At 42.9% G+C, this 22,446-nt stretch carries 18 protein-coding genes; 4 read left to right on the plus strand and 14 right to left on the minus strand.

Annotation, left to right across the window (positions count from 1 at the left end; all coding sequences use genetic code 11):
• Positions 1 to 1,356: an MFS transporter gene (locus tag Q0688_RS18890; RefSeq protein WP_299080800.1), complete on the plus strand. Its 1,356-nt coding sequence runs from the start codon at positions 1 to 3 to the stop codon at positions 1,354 to 1,356.
• A 77-nt stretch (positions 1,357 to 1,433) separates the two neighbouring features.
• The gene (locus tag Q0688_RS18895) at positions 1,434 to 2,891 is read left to right on the plus strand and encodes an NAD-dependent succinate-semialdehyde dehydrogenase (protein ID WP_299080803.1); all 1,458 of its coding nucleotides are present in this window, start codon (positions 1,434 to 1,436) and stop codon (positions 2,889 to 2,891) included.
• A 94-nt stretch (positions 2,892 to 2,985) separates the two neighbouring features.
• Here the strand turns inward: Q0688_RS18895 and Q0688_RS18900 are convergent, their stop codons facing one another.
• Together Q0688_RS18900 and Q0688_RS18905 are read right to left on the minus strand one after the other, a co-directional pair.
• A complete protein-coding gene (locus Q0688_RS18900; RefSeq protein WP_299080806.1) occupies positions 2,986 to 3,924 on the minus strand; it encodes a LysR substrate-binding domain-containing protein in 939 nt (312 codons plus the stop codon).
• 199 nt (positions 3,925 to 4,123) lie between these two features.
• On the minus strand, positions 4,124 to 5,299 hold the full coding sequence (locus Q0688_RS18905; protein WP_299080809.1) for a dipeptidase: 1,176 nt from the start codon (positions 5,297 to 5,299) through the stop codon (positions 4,124 to 4,126).
• An 85-nt stretch (positions 5,300 to 5,384) separates the two neighbouring features.
• On the opposite strand from Q0688_RS18905, the gene Q0688_RS18910 reads away from it, so the two are divergent.
• Both Q0688_RS18910 and Q0688_RS18915 read left to right on the plus strand, forming a co-directional pair.
• A complete protein-coding gene (locus Q0688_RS18910) occupies positions 5,385 to 6,383 on the plus strand; it encodes an NADP-dependent oxidoreductase (protein ID WP_299080812.1) in 999 nt (332 codons plus the stop codon).
• Between the two features lie 131 nt (positions 6,384 to 6,514).
• Entirely contained in the window at positions 6,515 to 7,420 is a 906-nt protein-coding gene (locus tag Q0688_RS18915; protein WP_299080815.1) for a glycosyltransferase, read from the plus strand.
• Positions 7,421 to 7,428: 8 nt separating this feature from the next.
• Here the strand turns inward: Q0688_RS18915 and mutT are convergent, their stop codons facing one another.
• From mutT to murD, 12 genes are all read right to left on the minus strand, one after another.
• Complete coding sequence (gene mutT, locus Q0688_RS18920) at positions 7,429 to 7,824, minus strand: 8-oxo-dGTP diphosphatase MutT (RefSeq protein WP_299080818.1); 396 nt, start codon at positions 7,822 to 7,824, stop codon at positions 7,429 to 7,431.
• Positions 7,825 to 7,900: 76 nt separating this feature from the next.
• Positions 7,901 to 10,603 (minus strand): preprotein translocase subunit SecA, encoded by a 2,703-nt coding sequence (secA, locus tag Q0688_RS18925; RefSeq protein WP_299080821.1) that lies wholly within the window; start codon positions 10,601 to 10,603, stop codon positions 7,901 to 7,903.
• 130 nt (positions 10,604 to 10,733) lie between these two features.
• Positions 10,734 to 11,642 carry a M23 family metallopeptidase gene (locus tag Q0688_RS18930; protein ID WP_299080824.1) on the minus strand — a complete coding sequence of 303 codons (909 nt, stop codon included), beginning with the start codon at positions 11,640 to 11,642 and terminating at the stop codon, positions 10,734 to 10,736.
• A 296-nt stretch (positions 11,643 to 11,938) separates the two neighbouring features.
• The gene (gene lpxC / locus Q0688_RS18935) at positions 11,939 to 12,853 is read right to left on the minus strand and encodes a UDP-3-O-acyl-N-acetylglucosamine deacetylase (protein ID WP_299080827.1); all 915 of its coding nucleotides are present in this window, start codon (positions 12,851 to 12,853) and stop codon (positions 11,939 to 11,941) included.
• Positions 12,854 to 13,004: 151 nt separating this feature from the next.
• Positions 13,005 to 14,177 carry a cell division protein FtsZ gene (ftsZ, locus tag Q0688_RS18940; RefSeq protein ID WP_299080829.1) on the minus strand — a complete coding sequence of 391 codons (1,173 nt, stop codon included), beginning with the start codon at positions 14,175 to 14,177 and terminating at the stop codon, positions 13,005 to 13,007.
• A gap of 94 nt (positions 14,178 to 14,271) precedes the next feature.
• Positions 14,272 to 15,501 carry a cell division protein FtsA gene (gene ftsA, locus Q0688_RS18945; protein WP_299080832.1) on the minus strand — a complete coding sequence of 410 codons (1,230 nt, stop codon included), beginning with the start codon at positions 15,499 to 15,501 and terminating at the stop codon, positions 14,272 to 14,274.
• 74 nt (positions 15,502 to 15,575) lie between these two features.
• The gene (locus tag Q0688_RS18950) at positions 15,576 to 16,334 is read right to left on the minus strand and encodes a cell division protein FtsQ/DivIB (RefSeq protein ID WP_299080835.1); all 759 of its coding nucleotides are present in this window, start codon (positions 16,332 to 16,334) and stop codon (positions 15,576 to 15,578) included.
• A complete protein-coding gene (locus Q0688_RS18955) occupies positions 16,331 to 17,281 on the minus strand; it encodes a D-alanine--D-alanine ligase (protein ID WP_299080838.1) in 951 nt (316 codons plus the stop codon). Before Q0688_RS18955 ends, Q0688_RS18950 begins: the two co-directional genes overlap by 4 nt.
• The gene (gene murC, locus Q0688_RS18960; RefSeq protein WP_299080842.1) at positions 17,278 to 18,732 is read right to left on the minus strand and encodes a UDP-N-acetylmuramate--L-alanine ligase; all 1,455 of its coding nucleotides are present in this window, start codon (positions 18,730 to 18,732) and stop codon (positions 17,278 to 17,280) included. Before murC ends, Q0688_RS18955 begins: the two co-directional genes overlap by 4 nt.
• Positions 18,729 to 19,817: an undecaprenyldiphospho-muramoylpentapeptide beta-N-acetylglucosaminyltransferase gene (murG, locus tag Q0688_RS18965; protein WP_299080845.1), complete on the minus strand. Its 1,089-nt coding sequence runs from the start codon at positions 19,815 to 19,817 to the stop codon at positions 18,729 to 18,731. Before murG ends, murC begins: the two co-directional genes overlap by 4 nt.
• Positions 19,810 to 21,138, minus strand: a complete 1,329-nt coding sequence (gene ftsW / locus Q0688_RS18970) for a cell division protein FtsW (protein WP_299080848.1) — start codon at positions 21,136 to 21,138, stop codon at positions 19,810 to 19,812. The genes murG and ftsW overlap by 8 nt, the downstream gene beginning before the upstream one ends.
• Positions 21,135 to 22,442 carry a UDP-N-acetylmuramoyl-L-alanine--D-glutamate ligase gene (gene murD, locus Q0688_RS18975; protein ID WP_299080851.1) on the minus strand — a complete coding sequence of 436 codons (1,308 nt, stop codon included), beginning with the start codon at positions 22,440 to 22,442 and terminating at the stop codon, positions 21,135 to 21,137. Before murD ends, ftsW begins: the two co-directional genes overlap by 4 nt.
• Positions 22,443 to 22,446 lie beyond the last annotated feature (4 nt).

The following is a 22,446-nucleotide window of genomic DNA, read 5'->3' on the forward strand; positions in this document are numbered from 1 at the left end:
ATGATTAACGACACACCCAATCAGCTTGACTCAAGCCCGACAGAAACTAAATCACCAAGACGAAATATTTATGCTGCCTACTTAATTTTTATTTTGTTGCTAGCCTATACCTTCTCGTTTATTGACCGGCAAATTCTAAGCTTATTAGTAGAGCCGATGAAGCGGGATCTAGACATTAGCGACACCCAAATGAGTTTACTGCAAGGTTTGTCATTCGCATTATTTTACACTTTGATGGGTTTACCCTTAGGGCGTTTGGCGGATAGTAAAAGTCGCAGAGGGATCATAGGCTGGTCGATATTCATTTGGAGTTTAATGACAGCCGCTTGTGGTTTAGCTAAAAGTTACTGGGCTTTGTTTTTTGCACGCATGGGCGTGGGCGTGGGCGAGGCAGGATTATCTCCAGCGGCCTATTCACTTATCGCCGATAGTATTGAGAAGAAACACTTAGCTAAGGCCATTGGTATTTATACAATGGGTATCTACCTTGGTGGGGGTATGGCCCTTATTGTGGGCGGCATGGTGATCCAATGGGCAGATACATTTTCATCTATTAGTCTACCTATAATAGGCGAGATTTATGCTTGGCAAGCGGTATTCATAGCAGTAGGACTACCTGGATTATTGTTGGTACCTTTAATGTTTACATTGAAGGAGCCTAAACGTACACAAGCACAAACAAAAGCAGTGCCCGTATCTGAAGTGGTCAATTATTTTAAGCAAAATAAAAAGACCATACTAATGCATAATTTCGGCGCGGCACTTGCCTCTGTTGCCGGTTATGGTGCGTTGGCGTGGGTGCCAAGTTACTTAATTCGCGTACATGACATGACTAGCGGTGACGTGGGTTTAGCCTTTGGTTTAATCGTACTTTTTTGTGGTGCTGGCGGCGTAATTGTTGGCGGTGTCTTAGCTGATAAGCGTTTTAAGGCCGGTCAAACCGACGCAAAAATGCGTGTGGCTATGTGGGCCATGATCATTGGTATTATTCCAACTGTTATTTATCCGCTGCTTACTGATCTATATTTGGTTTTAGTTGTTTTGGCTATTTCCACTTTTTTCGCCAATTTTATGATGGGCTTGGGACCCGCGGCCATTCAAGAAGTGGTACCCAGTAACATGCGTGGGCAATTTAGTGCGCTGTATTTATTCATTGTCAATTTAATCGGTTTAGGATTAGGGCCTACATTAGTTGCTTTATCTACAGATTACATTTTCGGATCACCGGAAATGGTTGGATACTCTTTATTACTAGTATCTTTTGTTGCTATGGCAGGCTCGGCGATATTACTTGGAAGATGTCTGCCTAATTACCGTGCGACTATAATTGCTTTAGAAAAATCATCCGCTAAATAGTAATTTAATTTTACATCGCAATCATTATCCAAGCTTTAATTAGCGATGTCTGTTGCCTAAATATAACTGGAGTAAACATGTTACGTCTAAACGATCCTTTGTTGTTAAAAAGCCAACTTTTCATAAATGGAGAATGGGTCGATGGCGACTCAGAAAAAACAATTGCAGTGTTAAACCCAGCCACAGGCATTGAAATATGCAAGGTAGCTAGTGCCACCAAAAAGGAAACAGGCTACTCAATCGATTGTGCGCAAAATGCATTACAAACTTGGGGTAAAACAACAGCAAAACACCGAGCTGAATTACTCAAACACTGGTATCGGTTAATAGTGGAAAACATTGACGATTTGGCGTTAATTCTCAATGCCGAACAAGGAAAACCCCTAGCCGAAGCCAAAGGTGAGATACTCTATGGCGCATCATATATTGAATGGTTTGCAGAAGAAGCCAAACGAATTTATGGCGACATCATTCCCAGTACCCAATCGACTCAACGACTATTAACCATTAAACAACCTATTGGCGTGGTGGCGGCAGTGACACCTTGGAATTTCCCCAATGCCATGATCACACGCAAAGTTGCTCCAGCTTTGGCTGCAGGTTGTACAATAATTGTTAAACCCGCAGAAGCGACACCTTTAAGCGCCCTAGCATTAGCAGAATTAGCACAGCGAGCAGGCATACCAAAAGGTGTATTGTCTATTGTTGTGGGAGAGGACTCGAAGGAAATAGGCAAAGCGCTAACAGATAGCCCACAAGTCAGAAAGTTATCTTTTACCGGCTCAACTAAGGTTGGCAAAATACTCATTAAACAGTGTGCCGACACCGTCAAAAAGGTATCAATGGAGCTGGGTGGAAACGCACCCTTTATTATTTTTGAGGATGCCGATATCGACCAAGCGGTAAAAGGGGCCATCGCGTCAAAATTTCGCAATGCTGGGCAAACCTGCGTATGCGCCAATCGTTTTCTAGTACAAAGTAGTATTTATCAAGCATTTACCGATAAGTTTGTTGCAGCAACTAAGAAGCTAATAGTGGGTAACGGAGCCGATGATAAGGTTACTATTGGCCCATTAATCAATGGGAATGCCGTGCAAAACGTGCATGCAATGGTTAAAGAGGCTGAACAAAATGGAGCTAAAATTGTACTTGGTGGAACGCCAAGCAATTTGGGGCCAAATTTCTATCCACCGACAATATTAACGGATGTCACCTCAGACATGCACTTATTCAAAGAAGAAATATTTGGCCCTGTCGCACCTATTATTCCGTTCGATACTGAAGAACAAGCACTTGAATTAGCTAATGCGACAGAAGCAGGTTTAGCCTCTTATCTATACACCCAGAACTATTCAAGAATATGGCGGTTTTCAGAAAATTTGGAAAATGGCATTGTTGGAATTAATGAAGGCATTATTTCTACTGAAGTCGCTCCTTTTGGAGGCATAAAGCAATCAGGAAATGGCCGAGAAGGGTCTAAATACGGTATCGAAGATTATATTGAAATAAAATATCTCTGTATGGGCGGAATATAAATCATCCTATTGCACTTAACAGATGCATATTGTGTGAGATACATTCAGTGTGTCGACATGACTACTTATGACAATAACCAACGTGATGCCGTTACTATTTCAAAAAGTTTTGGTCCCATTGTTGTTGAGCTAATTGAGATTCTTGAACTAGCCAATCTCGGAAAATCTTGATGGTTTGCATATTTTCATATTTTTCAGGACAAACAAAATAGTATGACTCTTTTTTCGGCATCATGTAATGATGGGCGATAATAAGTTTGCCTTCCTTTAATAGTGGATCAGCCAGAGGTCGATACATTGGTATGATCCCTAAACCATCAACAGCAGCTTGGGTTGCCACTGCTACATTATCAAAGGTAATGTTCTTTTTATTGGTATGTAATTCTGGATGACTAGTATTAGATAACCATTGCTCCCACAACTTCGATAAATGGTCATAGTGTAACCAGTTGTATTTAGCCAAGTCGGTAATATCCTCAGAATTATGTAATTTATCCAGCAAAGACGGAGAACATACGGGCTGCACGTAAATATCCAATAATTTATCACAGTGACAACCTAGCCAGTCTCCCGTTCCTAGGCGTATGGCTGCATCCATATTTTCACCAGAGAAATCGACTGAATCCGTTCCGGTATCAAGGCTATTTGTGAAAAATGAAAGAGTTAATTCAGGATGGTATTGTTCGAGTCTACAAAGTCGGCTCATCAGCCAAGTTGAATTAAATGTAGCAGAAATGCCAAGTTGCAGTTTTAGCTCGGCGCTACCATGATGCAGTGTGTTTGTGGCTACTTTTAAGTCAGCAAATATATTGGAAATGGAATTAGCGTAAAGAACCCCTTGTTCGGTGAGTTCAAGGCCAACTTTATGCCGTTCAAATAGCTTGAATCCAAAATACTCTTCCAAATTTTTGATTTGTCGACTAACGGCAGAACGAGTGATATAGAGCTCATCGGCTGCCTTAGTAAAACTCAACAAACGAGATGCAATAAGGAAAACCCAAAGGGTATTAAGTGGTGGCAAACGTCTAGACATATTAGGCCTTTTAAATTTTAGTAATTCACATTTCTTAAATTTTGAAAACTTAAAAGACATTTTCTATATAATTCAATGCTATAGGTGACAGTTTTCTAATAATTCCTTACTGGAAAGTAATATATCCTAACGCCATCAGATCAGCAACGCTGATATAGGTGTTAGGATAAATTTATTCGTTGGGTATTATTGCCTTAATTTAGTCCGGCAACTGTTGTTGCAAATAGCGCAGCATATTTCCGCCCATAACTTGTTTGATTTGCGCTTCACTTAATCCTACATCCAGTAAGGCTTGGGTTAAATAAATAAGTTCGGAGGTATCAAAAGGTACACTCGTTGACCCGTCATAATCCGATCCTAAGGCAATATGTTCAGTGCCGACCAATTCAATGCCATATTTAATCGCTTTGGCAATCTCGGTTACATTGGGCTCGCACATCGCGCCATCCCAATATCCAAGGGCAATTAGTCCACCTCTTTGGGCTATCTGTTGCATTAGTTCATCGGCAATATTTCGAGCAGAAGGACAATGTCCGTATAACCCAGTATGGCTTACCAACAGGGGTTTAGAACTGATGGACAATACATCTCTTACAACCTGTTCGGACGAGTGAGATACATCTATCATCACGCCTAGTTCCAACATTTTGGTAATGGCGTGGCGGCCAAATTCAGTCAAACCGGCACCACTTTCGCCATGTAAACTGCCACCCAGCTTATTATCGAAAAAGTGCTGTAAACTCATCATTCGAAAGCCACTATCGTATAAGCGCTGAATATTGTTCAAATCGCCATCCAATGCATGAGAGCCTTCGGTGCCTAGCAACATACCTACCAACAGAGGGTTAGTTTTTCGTTCTACCAAAAATTGTGAGAGCTCTGACTTTGAAGTAATAAGCGAGACTTGTTGTGGGTACTCTTCGGCCACTTTTAATGCTTTACTTGCCTGAAACAAGGCTCTTTCGGTTAGGCTATCCCAAGTTTTAACAGGCCAAAGGCTGACCATTGCCAATTTGGTAATATTGTCACCGGCCTCACTGCTATTAGCATCGTAGTTTTGCCCTTCTGGGGACTTAGTCACTGTGGTAAACATCTGCAATGCCACATTGCCCTGTTGCAGCCTAGGAATATCCATATGGCCATAATCGTGCTTTTCGATTAAATCTCTTTTCCACAAAAGTGTGTCGCTGTGCCAATCACCAATAAATAGCTGACTATGTAACTCTCTGGCTTGCTCGGAAATTTTAGGCAAAGTCGAAACATGTTTCTGGTTCATTTGCTTTTCTAATTGAGCTGGTAAAAACATAAACAGGCCAACAACAGTCATCACCACTATCAAGGCGATCCCTATTGTTATATTTTTTTTAGTACCCATAAGTATTAATCTTAAATGTTAAGTAAAGTGAAGAACTACCTTGTTAGTTCGTTGCAAAAAAGTCAAATTTAACTGGAGTTACAATATGAGTACTTATACCGCAATTAATCTTGTTGCCCGCCCGGAGCCTGGCCCTATCACTGCTGAACTTTTTGAAGTGGTACAAAAGCCGATGCCAAGTGTGGGTGATGGCCAAATTTTAGTTAAGCAAACTCATATGTCCCTCGATCCGGCTATGGTGGGTTGGATGAGCCCAGATACTGAAAGTTATATTCCACCTGTAGGGCTAGGTGACGTGATGCGCTCTTCTGGACTAGGAGAGGTAGTAGAGAGTAATCACCCAGACTTTGCAGTAGGGGAGCGTGTTATGGGCATGATGGGATGGACCGAATACTTTCTGACGACTGGCGAAGGCTTAAGAAAAGTCCAACCAGGCCTTGATGCTGAAATGGTTTTATCAGTATTTGCTTTGCCAGGTTTAACTGCCACTCAAGGTTTATACGGCAGTGGCCACCCGAAAGCAGGCGAAACCCTAGTCGTCAGTGGTGCCGCAGGCTCTGTTGGTTCCATTGTAGGGCAACTAGCTAAGGCTGACGGACTCACAGTAGTTGGGGTGGCAGGCTCTGATGAAAAATGTAATTGGTTAGTGAATGAATTAGGTTTTGACGGGGCCATTAATTACAAAACCGACGATATTGCCGCTAAATTAGGGGAACTTGCGCCTAAAGGTATCGATGTATACTTTGAAAACACTGGTGGCCCGATCCAACAACATGTATTTGATCATATGAATGCCCATGGCAGAGTGGCAGTATGTGGCATGATTGCTGACTACACCGCCGAAACGCCAAGTGCAGGACCCAACTGGATCCCAATCATTAAAAAACGTATTACCATCCAAGGTTTTACTATGCCAGACCACTACGACGATGTGCCCAATCTAATTGCTAAGCTCACCCCATATGTGATGCAAGGTAAAATCAAACATCGTGCCCATGTGCTGGATGGTTTAGAGTCATCTATCGAAGGCTTAAATATGTTGCTTACAGGAGCCAATAACGGCAAGTTAATCGTTAAGCTGTAAATTTCAATAAATACAAGCCTGAGCTACAAACTAGCTCAGGTTATATCTATCACAGTTCTAGTGGTAGCCAAGTTAAGCGGTGTGATATCCTTAGTACCATTAAATTTCTCATTTAGTCCTGCATTTTTACTATGATATCTACTAAAACATACCCACCCAGTCGTTTTAACAGTTTTGCTATACAGGCCTATCGCTTAGTACTTGGCCGTATTTTACCGCAATCTTTATGGCGAGATAAAATACCTAAAGAAGCGGACCGAAAAGCCGTAAATGGTAGATTTAATTTAGAAATAGTGAGTCACTGCTGGGGGTATGCCAACATGCTAACCTATCAGTTAAGCTCTTTTGTTAATTACCCCCCAACTAAATTACAGTTAACTGTAACCATTTTTTATGCTGAAGAAGATCTCAAAACTAAGGCAACCTTAGATTTTTTTGCACAGCAATCTGTCCCGAATGTGACATGGAATTTTCAAGTACTGTCTAAAGGAAAACTCTTTAGACGCAGTATTGGGCGCAATATGGCAGCTCGCTCAACAACAGCGGATTGGGTGTGGTTTACCGATTGTGACATTATTTTCCACGAAAACTGCTTAGACTCACTAGCAGACAGTTTACAGCATGAAAAAGGCTTGTTATTTTTCCCCGAAGAAGAAAAAATTTCCGAAATGTTAAAAGACGACGACCCCCTATTAATAAAAGATGCCGAACCACAGCTTATTGATATTAATACAGAAAATTTTAGTTTTTATGAGCGCAATAAGTCTCGCAATAAAGCACGAGGCCCGTTTCAAATCGCTCACGGCGATGTGGTTCGAGCTATTGGTTACTGTGAAAAAATATCCATGTTCCAAACTGAGTCTGAAAGCTGGAGCAAGTGTTATGAGGATACGGCGTTTCGCTGGTTGCTAGGCACAGATGGAGAGCCGAAAAAAATCGATGGCGTGTTTCATATTCAGCATGTGACTAAAGGGCGCTATGCTGAAAACTCAAAGCTCTCTGCCGTAAGAAGTAATATCCGACAGAGCCAAAAGTAGATCTAGGCTTAAGCTAGTTGTTCACGCTGCAGCTTGTGGATAATCACTTGATTCGCATCGGGAAAAGTAAACTGGTCTAACTGATTGATATCAACCCATTGACTAAGTTGACCTTCTTGATGACTGGCCTCGCCCTTAAACGCTTCTACTAAACGAACATCTAGGCGCACTTTCTTGTCGCCATAGTCATGTTCAATGAGCATAAATTGACTTTGCTTAGTCACTTGTATCCCAATCTCTTCTGAAAGCTCTCTGGCAAGGGCTTGCTCGATAGTTTCATCGGCTTCACGTTTTCCTCCTGGAAACTCCCACTTGCCTCCCTGATGTAAGTCATCGGCACGTTTACTGATATAAATTTTGTTGGCGACTTTTATCACGCCTACCGCAACTTCGACTATTTTCATAGGCACTCTGTGTTTATTGGTACTATTGAAACAAAAAAGTCGAACCTAAGTCCGACTTTTTTAATGGGTATTAACTTTAGCTCAATTTGCCATGGCACTGTTTATACTTTTTGCCCGAACCACAAGGGCAAGGATCGTTACGCCCTACTTTAGGACCTTGGCGTGGTGGTGGCGCGGCAGCAGGTTTAGTTTCACCGGCTGAGGCAGCTTCGTGTTCGAAGTTCTTGGGGGTGTTATCAGCTTGACGTCTTTGCTCTTCTACCGCTTCTACGTCTTCTTGCGCCTTAACTTGCACCTTACTTAAAATCGTCACCACTTCGACTTTAAGGGCTTCTAACATCTCAGAGAACAGTTCAAAAGATTCACGTTTGTATTCTTGTTTAGGGTTTTTCTGTGCGTAGCCACGTAAATGAATGCCCTGACGCAAATGATCCATTGCTGCCAAGTGTTCTTTCCAATGACTATCAAGATTCTGCAACATCACAGCTTTTTCGAACTGCCTGATCACATCAGGGCCCACAATCTCTTCTTTGGCTTTATAGGCCGCAGCAACTTGCTCTTGAACGCGTTCACGAAGTTTTTCTTCGTATAATTTATCGTCTTCATCTAACCATTGCTGCACCGGCATCTCGGTTAAAAACTCTGCTTTGAAACGTTCTTCAAGACCAGCTACATCCCACATTTCTTCTAAGGACTGTGGGGGAATATATTGGTCAAGAATACCATTAACCACATCTTCACGGATCACCGCTATGGTGTCGCTGATCTCGCCTTCTTCGAGTAACTCGTTGCGCTGCTCGTAAATCACTTTACGTTGATCGTTGGCTACATCATCATACTCAAGCAGTTGCTTACGCATATCGAAGTTACGGCCTTCCACTTTACGTTGTGCGTTTTCGATGGCCCGCGTTACCCAAGGGTGTTCGATGGCTTCGCCACGCTCCATCCCTAAACGTTTCATCATATTGCCCATTTTTTCAGAGGCAAATATACGCATTAATGCATCGTCTAAAGACAAGTAAAAACGTGAAGACCCTGCATCACCTTGACGACCTGAACGACCTCGTAACTGGTTATCAATACGGCGTGATTCATGACGCTCGGTACCTATGATATGTAAACCACCCGAGGCGAGAACAGCCTCGTGAGCCACTTTCCATTCTTCTTTGATTTTTTCAACTTTGCTTGGCTTAGGATCGTGAATTTTGTCAATCTCTGCCTGCCAGTTACCACCTAACACGATATCGGTACCACGACCTGCCATGTTAGTGGCTATGGTAATAGCGCCTGGCTTACCTGCTTGTGAAATAATATCTGCTTCTTGCTCATGGAATTTGGCGTTTAATACTTTGTGAGCAATTTTTTGCTTTTTCAGAATACTTGAAATCAACTCTGAGTTTTCGATAGACACTGTCCCCACTAATGCAGGCTGCCCACGTTTTACGCAATCTTGAATATCTTCTACAATGGCTTCGTATTTTTCTTCGGCCGTTAAGAAAATCAAATCCGCCTTATCATCACGCACCATAGGTTTGTTGGTGGGGATAACCACAGTATCTAAGCCGTAGATACTTTGAAATTCAAAGGCTTCGGTATCGGCTGTACCTGTCATACCAGAGAGTTTGTCGTACAAACGGAAATAGTTTTGGAAAGTAATGGACGCTAATGTTTGGTTTTCATTTTGAATATTAACGCCTTCTTTGGCTTCTACCGCTTGATGCAAACCTTCAGACCAACGTCGACCTTCCATAGTACGGCCAGTATGCTCATCAACAATCACAATTTCGTTGTCTTTTACTATGTAATCGACATCTTTTGCAAACAGTTTGTGGGCTTTCAAGGCCGCATTAACATGATGCAATAAGGAAATGTGAGCCGCAGCAAAAAGTGACTCATCCTCTGCTAAAATGCTTTCTCGCTTCAGTATTTCTTCAACAAACAATTGACCATTTTCGGTAAGGTGGATCTGCTTACCTTTCTCATCAATAGTGTAGTGACCGTCACCGGTTTCCCCTTCTTCATCTTCTTTATCTTGCTTAGCAAGCTCAGGAATGATGACGTTTATTTTACGGTACAACTCAGAGCTATCTTCAGCTTGTCCTGAGATGATCAAAGGCGTACGGGCTTCATCGATAAGGATTGAGTCTACTTCATCGATTACCGCAAAATGGAGTGATTTTTGTACCCGATCTTCAGGGCTAAATGCCATATTGTCACGAAGATAATCGAATCCAAACTCGTTGTTAGTCCCATAGGTAATATCCGCTGCATAGGCCGCTTTCTTCTGGTCATGGCTCATACCGGGTATGTTACAACCAACAGTTAACCCCAAAAATTCAAATAACGGGCGACTCCAATCCGCATCACGACTGGCGAGATAGTCATTAACAGTAATAACATGTACGCCTTTACCCGAAATAGCATTAAGGTAAGAAGGCAAGGTTGAGGTCAAGGTTTTACCTTCACCAGTACGCATCTCAGCGATTTCACCTAAATGTAATACTTGGCCACCGAGCATTTGCACATCAAAATGACGCATCCCATAGACTCGCTTACTTGCCTCGCGCACTACCGCAAAGGCTTCCACCATAATATCTTCGGTGGTTTGGTTTTCTTCTAAACGCTGTTTGAACTCGCTAGTTTTATCTTTAAGCTGTTCGTCTGTTAGGGCTTCATATTCAGTTTCTAGTTGATTGATTAGATCAACAGACTTGCCGAGCTTTTTTATTGTTCGGTCATTTCGACTGCCGAAAATTTTGGTGAAAATACTAGAAAACATCGATTTAAAGCTTCCAATCTAAGTAATTAATAATTCGAATTGCGCACTTTTTGTGAACAAACCCTGTGGTTAAATAAAAACAATCGGCCTTAAGGCCGATTGTTTAGTAAACTTTGTTACTCCTGAAATGCTAGGAGCGTTTGCGATACACGTATGGCAAAGGATCTTGCTGTTTACCCTTGCGTATCACTTCGTAATGCACATGTGCGCCAGTTGAGCGCCCTGTGTTACCCATAACTGCAATATGCTGCCCTTTGGTGACAACATCTCCGATCTTAACATTAATTCCTTTATTGTGTCCGTAACGAGTAACTAATCCATCACCGTGGTCGATTTCAACTAACTCGCCATAACCATAACGAGAGCCAGACCAGGTGATAATGCCAGCACCTGTAGCCAGCACGGGCTCTCCTTCCTTACCAGCAAAATCAAGCCCTTTGTGCATAGCAGGCTTGCCGGTAAAGGGATCTTTACGAACCCCATAATATGAAGATAACCACCCAGAGGAGATTGGCTTACCTGCTAATCTTCGCTCCTGTTCTATATGGTGACTAAACATGATAGATTCAAGAGCATTAAGCTCTTGGCTTTTATTTTCAATTTGTTCAAGCATAGCGCCAATTTTCGAAAGCAATTGGTCCTGTTCATGTCCTTCAACTGCACTATTAGCAATCAAGGCTTCATTACTTGGTGTATGTGTAAAACTGAATTCTTCTGGACTGAGGTTTGCTTGTTCAACTAAACGAGCGCCCAATGCATCTAAATGATGTATTTGACTCTGCATTTCAGCCAATTTTTGCATCACACCTATCATTCGCTGTTCGGTAGATAATTTAAGCTGGTTCACTTCAGAGGCTTGATGATCGAGCCCCGATTGCGCAAGCTGAAGCCTAGTGATGTTTTCTTCTGGAGAATGGGTTGAACGACTTGATACAAGAAATAAACCACAAGTAGCAAGCAGCGCTAACAGCAATTTTCGCTTACCTATGTTCAGCACAAAGCGCGCCTGATTACTTTTAAAGAGTAACGTTAACTTCATTACTATTGACTACCTTTTCAACATGGACTCAATATTAAACTAAGCTTAATTCACTAAAACAAAAACCTAAAGCATTTGTAGGTATGCCTATCACAACATAGTGTTGAGCCTTTCATACCTTACAGAACACTTGGCACATCTAACTAGTATTCAATCAACAATAGAGATGACGCTATTTAGCGTATTGATTTTCAACTACAAACAATAACATAGTGTGTGAACAAATATTATTGATTAGTTTACAAAAACGACGATTTCACCAATCCATTCGCTTACCAGTGAAAAGAAAAGCAGTATTAGTTTGTCAATAATGCTGATGCAAAACGGATAGGCATCTCTTCTGGTGTGTCATAGCTAACAAATTCCCAACAGGCTTTATTTTGTAACAACGCATTCAGCAATTTGTTATTTAAGCCATGCCCTGTTTTATAAGCCACAAGTTCACCAATAATACTATGACCACCTAGATACAAATCGCCTATTGCGTCAAGGATTTTGTGCTTCAAGAATTCATCTGAATAACGCAACCCTTCAGGGTTAAGTACACGATACTCGTCTAGGGCTACTGCATTTTCCATGCTGCCACCCAATGCTAAATTGTGTGAGTTCATGAATTCAAGATCTTTCATAAAACCGAAAGTCCGGGCGCGGCTTACTTCGTCTACATAAGAGGATGAATCAAAATCTAGCACCATATGTTGACGAGTTTCACTGATCACTGGATGTTCAAAATCAATTCTAAAATCTACTCTAAAGCCATCGTAAGGACGCAGCTGGGCCCATTTGTCACCGTCTTCAACCTTGATCGCTTTCTTGATTTTTATAAACTGTTTGGGTGCATTGATTTCGGCAATGCCTGCAGACTGAAGCAAAAAGATAAAAGGACTAGCGCTACCATCCATAATAGGTAGCTCATCACTATCCACTTCTACGATAATGTTGTCTATACCTAATCCTGCCAAAGCAGAAGCTAAGTGTTCAACTGTAGAAATCGTCGCACCTTGGGCGTTACTGATGCAGGTACACAGCATAGTATCGCCCACAGCGTCTGCGCGAGCGGGTATATCGGCATAAGGCTCAAGGTCAACGCGGCGAAATACTATACCTGTATTCGCGGGCGCTGGACGGAGAGTCATAGTGACCTTGTCACCTTTATGCAGACCAATCCCTGTCTCTTGTACAGATTGTTTGATGGTGCGTTGTTTAATCATAACCTTTAGCTCAATAGCGTAATGGAATAAAAAGCGGCGCGTATAGTAATAAAAACACCCTACCTTGTCAAAAAACTGTCATATTTGCCAAAAATAATGGCATTAATCACCGTCTACGACAGATAATCCCGCAATTAATTCACTTTGCTTATTAATCAGCCTGTTTACGCAAGAATGCAGGAATATCTAAATACTCCAAATCATTGCCTTGCTCGGGTTTATCTTCGCTAACTGATACTGTGGCAGGTTCTGGCATCACACTAGCGCTTGGCATCGCATGGGAACCATTTGCCTGCAGTTTAAATTCATTACTATCTGCAATGACTTTAGTTGTTCTATTAGAGACCAAAGAAATATCGGGCTTTTTCTCTGCACCAATACCTGTCGCCACAACAGTCACGCGCAACTCGTCGCTCATGTCCATATCAATAACCGTACCTACTACTACAGTGGCGTTCTCAGAAGCAAAGGCTTTAACAGCATTACCTACGGTTTCAAACTCATCGATAGAGAAATCAGGACCTGCAGTAATATTCACCAATATACCTCTAGCACCAGATAAATCGATATCTTCTAACAATGGGCAAGCTATAGCACTTTCAGATGCTTCTTCGGCTCTATCTTCACCAGATGCGCTGCCATGTCCCATCATAGCGGTACCCATTTCTGACATAACTGTACGTACGTCGGCGAAATCCACATTGATTAAACCAGGACGGGTAATAAGCTCAGCAATACCCTGCACCGCACCACTTAAAATATCATTAGCTGCACTAAATGCTTGTAACAAAGGCGTGCCTTTGCCCATGACTTTAAGTAATTTTTCATTGGGGATAGTGATCAAGGAGTCCACATACTTAGATAACTCTTCGATACCTTGATCGGCGAAATCAGTGCGTTTTCTTCCTTCAAAAGGGAAAGGCTTAGTCACAACAGATACGGTCAAAATGCCTAGCTCTTTGGCGACTTTAGCAACTTCTGGTGCCGCACCTGTACCTGTACCACCGCCCATTCCGGCTGTGATAAAAACCATATCAGCGCCTTCAAGACTCTGCCTTATGGTTTCTCTGTCTTCTTCAGCAGCTTGGCGACCAATATTCGGATTAGCACCAGCACCTAAGCCTTTGGTGACACCCGAACCAATTTGCAACGTGACGTTTGCAGAAGAACTGCGTAACACTTGCGCATCAGTATTGATGGCGATAAATTCAACACCTTCAATATTCTGCGTCACCATATGTTCAATTGCATTGCCGCCGCCACCGCCAACGCCAATAACCTTAATTACTGCTTCTTCACTATGACTATCCATTAATTCAAACATTTTTACTCTCCGGTTTGTACATCAAAGCAGTCAGGATTTCATCCTTGCCTGCTGCCCATTTTTTATCATAAAACTAGCGTTTACTGATCAGTTATTAAAACTCACCTTTAAACCAACTTTGAACTCTGTGCCATAGGCCATCACTTGCTTTTGTTTTAACCGCAAGTTGGCTAATAACGTGTTCTTTTCCGTATTGCAACAAGCCTACTGCTGTTGCAAACTTTGCATCTTCGACATATTCCGACAAACCTTTCATGGCTAAAGGCTCACCTACTCGTACAGGCATCTGAAAAATTTCTTCGGCAAATTCCACTGCCCCTTCCATTTTTGCTGTACCGCCTGTTAATACTATACCTGCGGCAATTTGTTCTTCGAAGCCACTGGCACGGATCTCATCGTGTACCAGTTCAAACAGTTCCTGATAACGTGGTTCGATAACCTCTGCCAAAGTATGCCTAGACATGGCTCTGGATGGCCTGCCTCCTACACTATGGACTTCGATATTTTCTTCCATGCTAACCATGTCTTTTAAGGCACAGGCATGTTTAATTTTTATCTCTTCAGCATGGCTAATCGGTGTGCGAAATATCTTGGCAATATCACTGGTAATTTGATTACCCGCAGCTGGGATCACTGATGTATGACGGATCGCGCCATCGGTATAAATCACCATATCAATAGTGCCGCCGCCTATATCGACCACACACACACCTAATTCTTTTTCATCATCGGTGACAACCGCATAACTTGACGCCAAAGCTGAAAAAATCAATTGGTCTGCCGTTAGATCGCAGCGCTCAACACATTTCACTAGGTTTTTGGCCATATCATCGGCGCAGGTAATAATATGCGCTTGGGCTTCCATTCTCACCCCAGACATACCAATAGGGTTTTTAATTCCCTCCTGTACATCTATGGTAAATTCTTGTGGCAATACGTGTAGCAAACGGCGCTCTGCGGCTATGGGTACAGATCGGGCCGCATGTACCACATTATCCACATCTTCTTGAGTCACTTCTTGGTTGTTAATAGGTACCATGCCACTTTCGTTTTGACATTTTACGTGACGTCCCGAAATTGACATAAATACAGAAGACACACTGCAATCAGCCATCAGTTCCATTTCGTGCACCGCGCGTTTAACCGATTGCACCACTAAGTTGAGGTCGTTTACGCCCCCTTTATCCATACCTTTAGCCGAATGACTGCCTACGCCAACTACGCTAATGGAGTTGTCGTCTAATAGCTCGCCTACTACGGCTTTAACATTACTGGTGCCTATGTCTAAGCCAACAATTAACTTTCTTTCAGTACCCTTAGACATTTTCGCCAACTCTCACAATGATCACACTCACGTTAATTTAATCTCTTATTATGCAGTTGTTACTCTGCTTTATTTCATGCTGCTTTATCTAGTGTTTTCCAACCTACTGCTAATCCTGTGTCATAGCGTAAATCAACATAGTCCACTTGTTTTTCTTGCTGCGAAATCAGCGGTAAAAGATCCACAAATCGCTGCAACCTTCCAATAAACTCAGTACGACCCAAATTTAGCTTGATACCGTTATTTAACTGCACATTCCATGCAAAACGCTCACTCAAAAACATTTCTACAATGTACAGATTTGATGTTTCCAACAAAGACTGCATATTGCGATACCCCTGTAATGCCGTTTGTTCACTTCCGCCTGGGCCGTATAAATTCGGTAAGGTTATTTTTTCCGTCAAATCAGCGGGGCTAAGCTGCGCATTAAAGGCATCACCATATTGATTCAATAGCATATCGCCATTCCAAATTGCCGCAGGCTGTTGTTCCACTACAAAAATTTCTAAACCACTAGGCCAACGCTTTCGCACAGAAGCACGATAAACCCAAGGCATAGCTTCAACCATTTGATGAGTTTGATTGACATCCAACTCAAAAAAGCTACCTGGCTGGGATTTTTTGATCAGGCTTTCTATCTGTTGATCATCAATAAATATTCTGTCACCAGACACCACTATTTGTTGCACTGGCGCTTGTTGTTCGTCTTCCAACCAAATGTTCAATTTAAATACTGCATACCCTAGCGCCAACAACAAACAGATAAAAAACATCAGCCCAATAAAAAATTGTGCACTTTTTTGTGGTTTATCTAATGTTGGCAAATCACTCATCGGCCTACCTCAGCGGTCTGAAGCACAGCCAAAGACAACTCGGCAAAGCTCATTCCAGATTGTTTTGCCGCCAAAGGCACTAAACTTTTTTCAGTCATACCCGGTACAGTATTCGCCTCTAGTAAATAGAAACGACCTAGTTTGTCTTGCATAAAATCTACCCGTCCCCAGCCCGAACCGGCTAAGGCATCAAAAGCTTCAAGGGCCAACTCACCTAATTTCGCTTCTAACTCTTCAGACAAACCACTTGGGCAGCGATACACTGTACTATCCGCCTGATATTTTGCGGTGTAATCATAAAATTCACGAGGGGTGGACATACTGATAGACGGCAAAGCCTTACCATTAAGTATGCTAACTGTGTATTCAGAACCATGAATGAACTGCTCTATCAAGACTTTATCATCGTATTTAAAGGCGTCTTGAACCGCAGTTTCTAATTGTGATGCACTATTTACTTTGGCCATACCTATGCTGGAACCTTCCTGCGCAGGTTTAACCATCACCTCATTCCCCAAGTCGGCCATTATAGCCTCGCAAGATCCCGCATCAAAGCTTCTTTTGTCAGCTATTTTATATTTTGCTGTGGGTAGCCCTAAACTTTGCCATACCTGCTTGCTACGAATTTTATCCATGCACAAAGCCGAGCCAAGTACACCGGTTCCAGAATAAGGTATATTAAGTTGTTGCAGCGCACCTTGTAGCGAACCATCTTCACCACCACGACCATGCAGTACTATCACCACTCGTTGAATTTTTTGCTCCAAAAGCAGAGTTAAAGGCTGTTCTGCCGGATCAAAGGCGTGAGCATCCACTCCCAATTCAAGCAACCCTTTTAATACGGCCTTACCCGAATTTAGCGAGACGTCTCGTTCGGCAGAATCGCCACCAAACATTACCGCAACTTTGCCGTATTGGCGCGCCGAAGTGAGTTGTTGTTTACTCACGACTCTAACCCTTTACTTAAAATTGCAGGCTCTAATTGGCTGCTTTGTAGAAACTTCGCAATTTGACCAATATTGCCAGCTCCTTGAGTGAGCACTATATCTTGGTCACTCAAGCTTTCGGCTAACAGTTTGGGAAGTTCATTAATACTCGACACATAAATTGGCTCTAATTGTCCACGTTGACGAATTGAGCGGCACAAAGAACGGCTATCGGCACCATCGATTGCTTCTTCGCCGGCGGAATACACTTCGAGTAATAACAACACATCCACTTGTGATAACACTTCAACAAAATCTTCATATAAATCGCGGGTGCGGGTATATCTGTGAGGCTGATAAGCCATCACTAAGCGTCTATCTGGCCAGTTGTTTCTGGCTACGGCTATAGTAGCGGCCACTTCTGTTGGGTGATGACCATAATCATCAATTAAAATCGCTTGGCCTTTAGATGTGGCATAATCACCTAAAAACTCGAAGCGACGACCGATCCCCGAAAATCCTGCTAATGCTTGCACAATAGAATTGTCGTCTAGCCCTTCATCCGTGGCCACGGCAATAGCAGCCAAGGAATTCAACACATTATGCTGGCCTGGAATATTTACCCTTATGCTAAGTGCCGGCAAGCCCTCGCGCAGCACATCAAACGTACTCTGATTAAACCCTAACTGAATATTTACCGCCCGCACATCGGCTTGCTCAGAGACACCGTAGGTCAAGTACTTGCGCCCCACTCTTGGTAACAACTGTTGAATAACTGGGTCGTCAATGCACAACACCGCTAGGCCATAAAAAGGCAAGTTATGGAGAAAATCAATATAAGTATCTTGCATCTTCTGGAAATCACCTTGGTAGGTTTCCATATGATCCGCTTCAATATTCGTGACCACAGACACCATAGGTTGCAGATGTACAAAAGAAGCGTCGCTTTCATCTGCTTCGGCAATCAAATATTGGCTATCGCCTAACCTTGCATTAGTACCAGCACTGTTTAACAAGCCGCCAATGACAAAAGTAGGATCAAGTTTTGCTTCAGCAAATATGGTAGCAAGCAAACTCGTTGTGGTGGTTTTACCATGAGTGCCTGCAACCGCAATACCATGACGAAAACGCATTAATTCTGCCAACATTTCGGCGCGACGAATAACCGGAATACGCTTGTGGTTGGCGGCGATAATTTCAGGATTACTTTGATCAATGGCGCTAGAAACTACTACCACATTGGCCAGCTCTATATTGCTAGCCAGGTGGCCAAAATAAATGGTCGCCCCTAAATCTTGTAACCTTTGCGTCATCCCATTAGGCTGACGATCAGAGCCAGAAATACTGTAGCCTTCATTGGCCAACACCTCTGCAATGCCACCCATGCCAGCACCACCTATGCCCACAAAGTGAATATGCTTAATACGGCGCATTTCTGGTACGTGATAATGGGCGGGGGATTCTAAATTCATGCTACTTGCTCACTTAATTCTATACAACACTGGGCCACGTCTGTAGCGGCACTCAGGCGGGCAAGGGTTTTACTACGCTTACCCATTTCTATCAACGTTTGTGGCGACTGCACATAGTTTTGCAGCAAGGCTTGCAAGCGCTGTGGGGTCAGTTGGTTTTGTGGTAACAAATGGGCTGCTTGCACATCGACCAAAGTCTGCGCATTTTTGGTTTGATGGTCGTCAACCGCATAAGGTAATGGGACAAATATTGCGGATACCCCAGCCATCGCCACTTCAGCCACTGTTAAGGCTCCTGCTCGGCATATGACTAAGTCAGCCCAAGCATAGGCGCTAGGCATATCATCGATAAACTCACTCAATTGATAACTATCAGCGCTAATGGCTTGCTGTGTATAGGCCTGTTGCACAGAAGCTAAATGGCCAGCGCCTGTTTGATGACGTACCTTTATTTGGCTTGTATTGGCCAATGCCAAAGGCACAGTTTCATTCAGTACTTGTGCCCCAAGGCTACCTCCCACTACTAAGAGGTTAATAGGCAAGTTCAGAGAGGTCTTAGCGGGTAGCTCAGTAAACCCTTGACGCACCGGATTGCCAACCCAAGTGTATTTGTGACTTTGAGAGGTGGACTGTGCAGCAAAGGTATTATCAAAACCTGTTAACACTTTTGTAGCGACACGCGCTAAGAGTTTATTGGTTAATCCTGGCACTGCATTTTGCTCATGTATAATTAAAGGCAAGCGATTTAACCATGCAGCTACGCCACCTGGGCCGCTGGCAAATCCCCCCATGCCAATAACGACATCGGGTCTAAAAAGCTTGATAACTTTATGGGCTTGAATGGTGGCTTTAAGCATTTTAAACGGCGCTTTTAACAAAGTCGCGATACCATTTTTGCGCACACCTACCACATCGATAAAACTAATAGGGTAGCCCGCTTGCGGTACTATTTTAGCTTCCATGCGATTTTCTGTGCCCAACCAGTGAATCTCCCAGTTCAGTGCGGCCAATTCAGCAGCCACCGCTAAACCTGGGAAAACATGACCACCAGTACCGCCAGCCATTACAAGTAAACGCTTAGTCATCTAAACCTCCACCATGGCGGCCTGGAGTCGAATCCGCCTGCACCTCGTCAATAACAGCGCTGACCTTTTTCTTGGCTTGTTTAATCAATATTTTTTTATTCGATTTAGATACACCACCTTTGTTGATAGCTTGAATGCCATCCACGCGCATTTCAAAATCTATACGCACTAAGATTGCCACTGCCACTGACATCACTATCATGCTAGAGCCACCATAACTCAGTAATGGAAAGGTCAAACCTTTGGTGGGTAAAATTCCTGCACTGGCACCGACATTTACGGCAGTTTGCAAACTAAACCAAATTCCTATCGCATAAGCCAAATAAGCATCGAAGGGGCGTTCTTGCCTTAAGGCTAGGTTTCCCATTGTCATGGCTTTCATCACTATAACTAACATGATCACCAACACCGCTAGAACACCTGAAAAACCAAACTCTTCCGCTAATATGGCCATTATAAAATCAGTATGGGCTTCGGGTAAGTATTCGAGTTTTTGCAAACTATTGCCTAAACCTTGACCAAACACATCTCCACGCCCATAAGCCATTAGAGATTGAGTTAGCTGATAACCACTGCCAAAAGGATCTGCCCAAGGATCTAGAAAGGAAACTATGCGTCTAACCCGATATTCTTCGAATACAATTAGTAATACTATGACTGAGGTACCTGTTATGGCTAAACCTAGAAACTGCCAGATTTTGGCGCCAGCCATAAACAATATACCTATAGTAGTAAACAACATAACCACCACAGTACCCAAATCAGGCTGCAACAATAACAATAAGGCAAGAGCAAAAAACACCACTAAAGGTTTAATAAAACCTTTGATATTCTCGGTCACTTCTTCATATCGACGCACTAAATAGCCGGCTAAGTAACAAAAGAAAAACAACTTTGCTGGTTCGGCCGCTTGAATAGTAATGGGCCCAACCACTAACCAACGGGTACTGCCATTTACCGTGCGTCCAATCAACAACACCAATAGCAATAACACCACAGCAAAAAGTAACAACCACACATTACTCTTGCGCCACCAGCGCATAGGTACTTGCATCACAATCATACTGGCGATCATCGCGCCCACTATATAGATGCCATGTCGAACCGCAAAATAGAATGGATTTCCATACAATCTATCTGCCACAGGCATAGAGGCTGACGTCACTACAACCAAGCCAATTGATAGTAAGGCGATGGCTAACAGTATCAATGAATGATCATAAGCCTGCACCTCTGTTTTAATGGCTGTTGATTGCGCGTCGTGCTTTGACTTAAACAATTGTCTAAGTACATTAACTTTGTTTTCTGCTGCCACCGTCATGCTGCACACTCCTTTACGGCTTGCGCAAAACATTCGCCTCGTTGTTGATAGCTCACAAACATGTCTAAACTGGCACAAGCCGGTGAGAGCAACACCACATCTCCCGCCTGACTATGCCGCGCGGCCGTCAAAACGGCCTCTTGAATACTATTAACGGATATGCTGTTGCCGTGTAAGCAAGCAATTTTATCGCCATCTTTACCTAGGGTAATAAGTAGCGCCACCGATTTTTGTAAATAGGGTGCCATAACCGAAAAATCAGCACCTTTGCCGTCACCACCTGCGATTAAAATTAACTGACCTTGAATAGTGGATGCCAAACCATTAATTGCCGCTAAAGTAGCGCCAACATTGGTTGCCTTAGAGTCATTGATCCAGCGAACCTGATCAACAAATGCGATTGTTTGGCATCTGTGTGGCAAGCCACCAAATTTTTGAGCAGCAACTTGAATACTGTTGTCATCGATTCCGAATACTTTCGCTAAAGCCGCAGCAGCCTGAATATTCAACATGTTATGTACGCCCACTAATAGGCAACTTTTACTATCTAAAAAGGTCTCGTTATCAAACAAGATACAGGCATTTTTATTATCCCAAGAAAAACCTGTGCGACTTTGGGTTAGCCCAAAACTCATGGCGACTTTGGTATTTTCAGTGACACACCAATTGTCATCTCTATTGCAAATCCTATGTTCACAGTTTTGATAAACGCTGAGCTTTATTCGTTGATAGGTTTCCATGTCGCGATGACGATCTAAGTGATCTTCACTGATATTCAGCACAGTTGCCGCAAATGGTTTTAATGAATAAGTGGTTTCTAACTGAAAGCTAGATAATTCAAGGACGATCACATCAGCATGCTGATCTAATAAATCCAAGGCTGGCACACCAATATTACCGCCCATCAATACCTTTTTACCGGCGGCCTGACACATGTCCGCAACCAGATGTGTCACAGTAGACTTACCATTGGAGCCAGTGATTGCAATCACTGGCCGGCTATTAAACTGCGCAAATAACTCTATGTCGCCAACCACTTGCACACCAGCGTCTACTGCTTGCTGGATTGCAGGTGTGTACAAATCAACACCTGGGCTTAGCACAATTAAATCGGCATTTATTAATCTATTAGCATCAAGCTTGCCTAAAATTAATGGAACCTCAAGGCTGAGAGTTAGCTCATTTCGACTGTCCATCGCTGTCACATTGGCACCCTTAGTCAATAAAAATCGTACGCAAGATAAGCCCGTTAGGCCCATTCCTACCACTACGATTTGTTTATTAGCTAAAGTTACAGTATTCACAGCG

It is taken from the genome of uncultured Paraglaciecola sp. (genome assembly GCF_937123705.1).
Classification (GTDB): Bacteria; Pseudomonadota; Gammaproteobacteria; order Enterobacterales; family Alteromonadaceae; genus Paraglaciecola.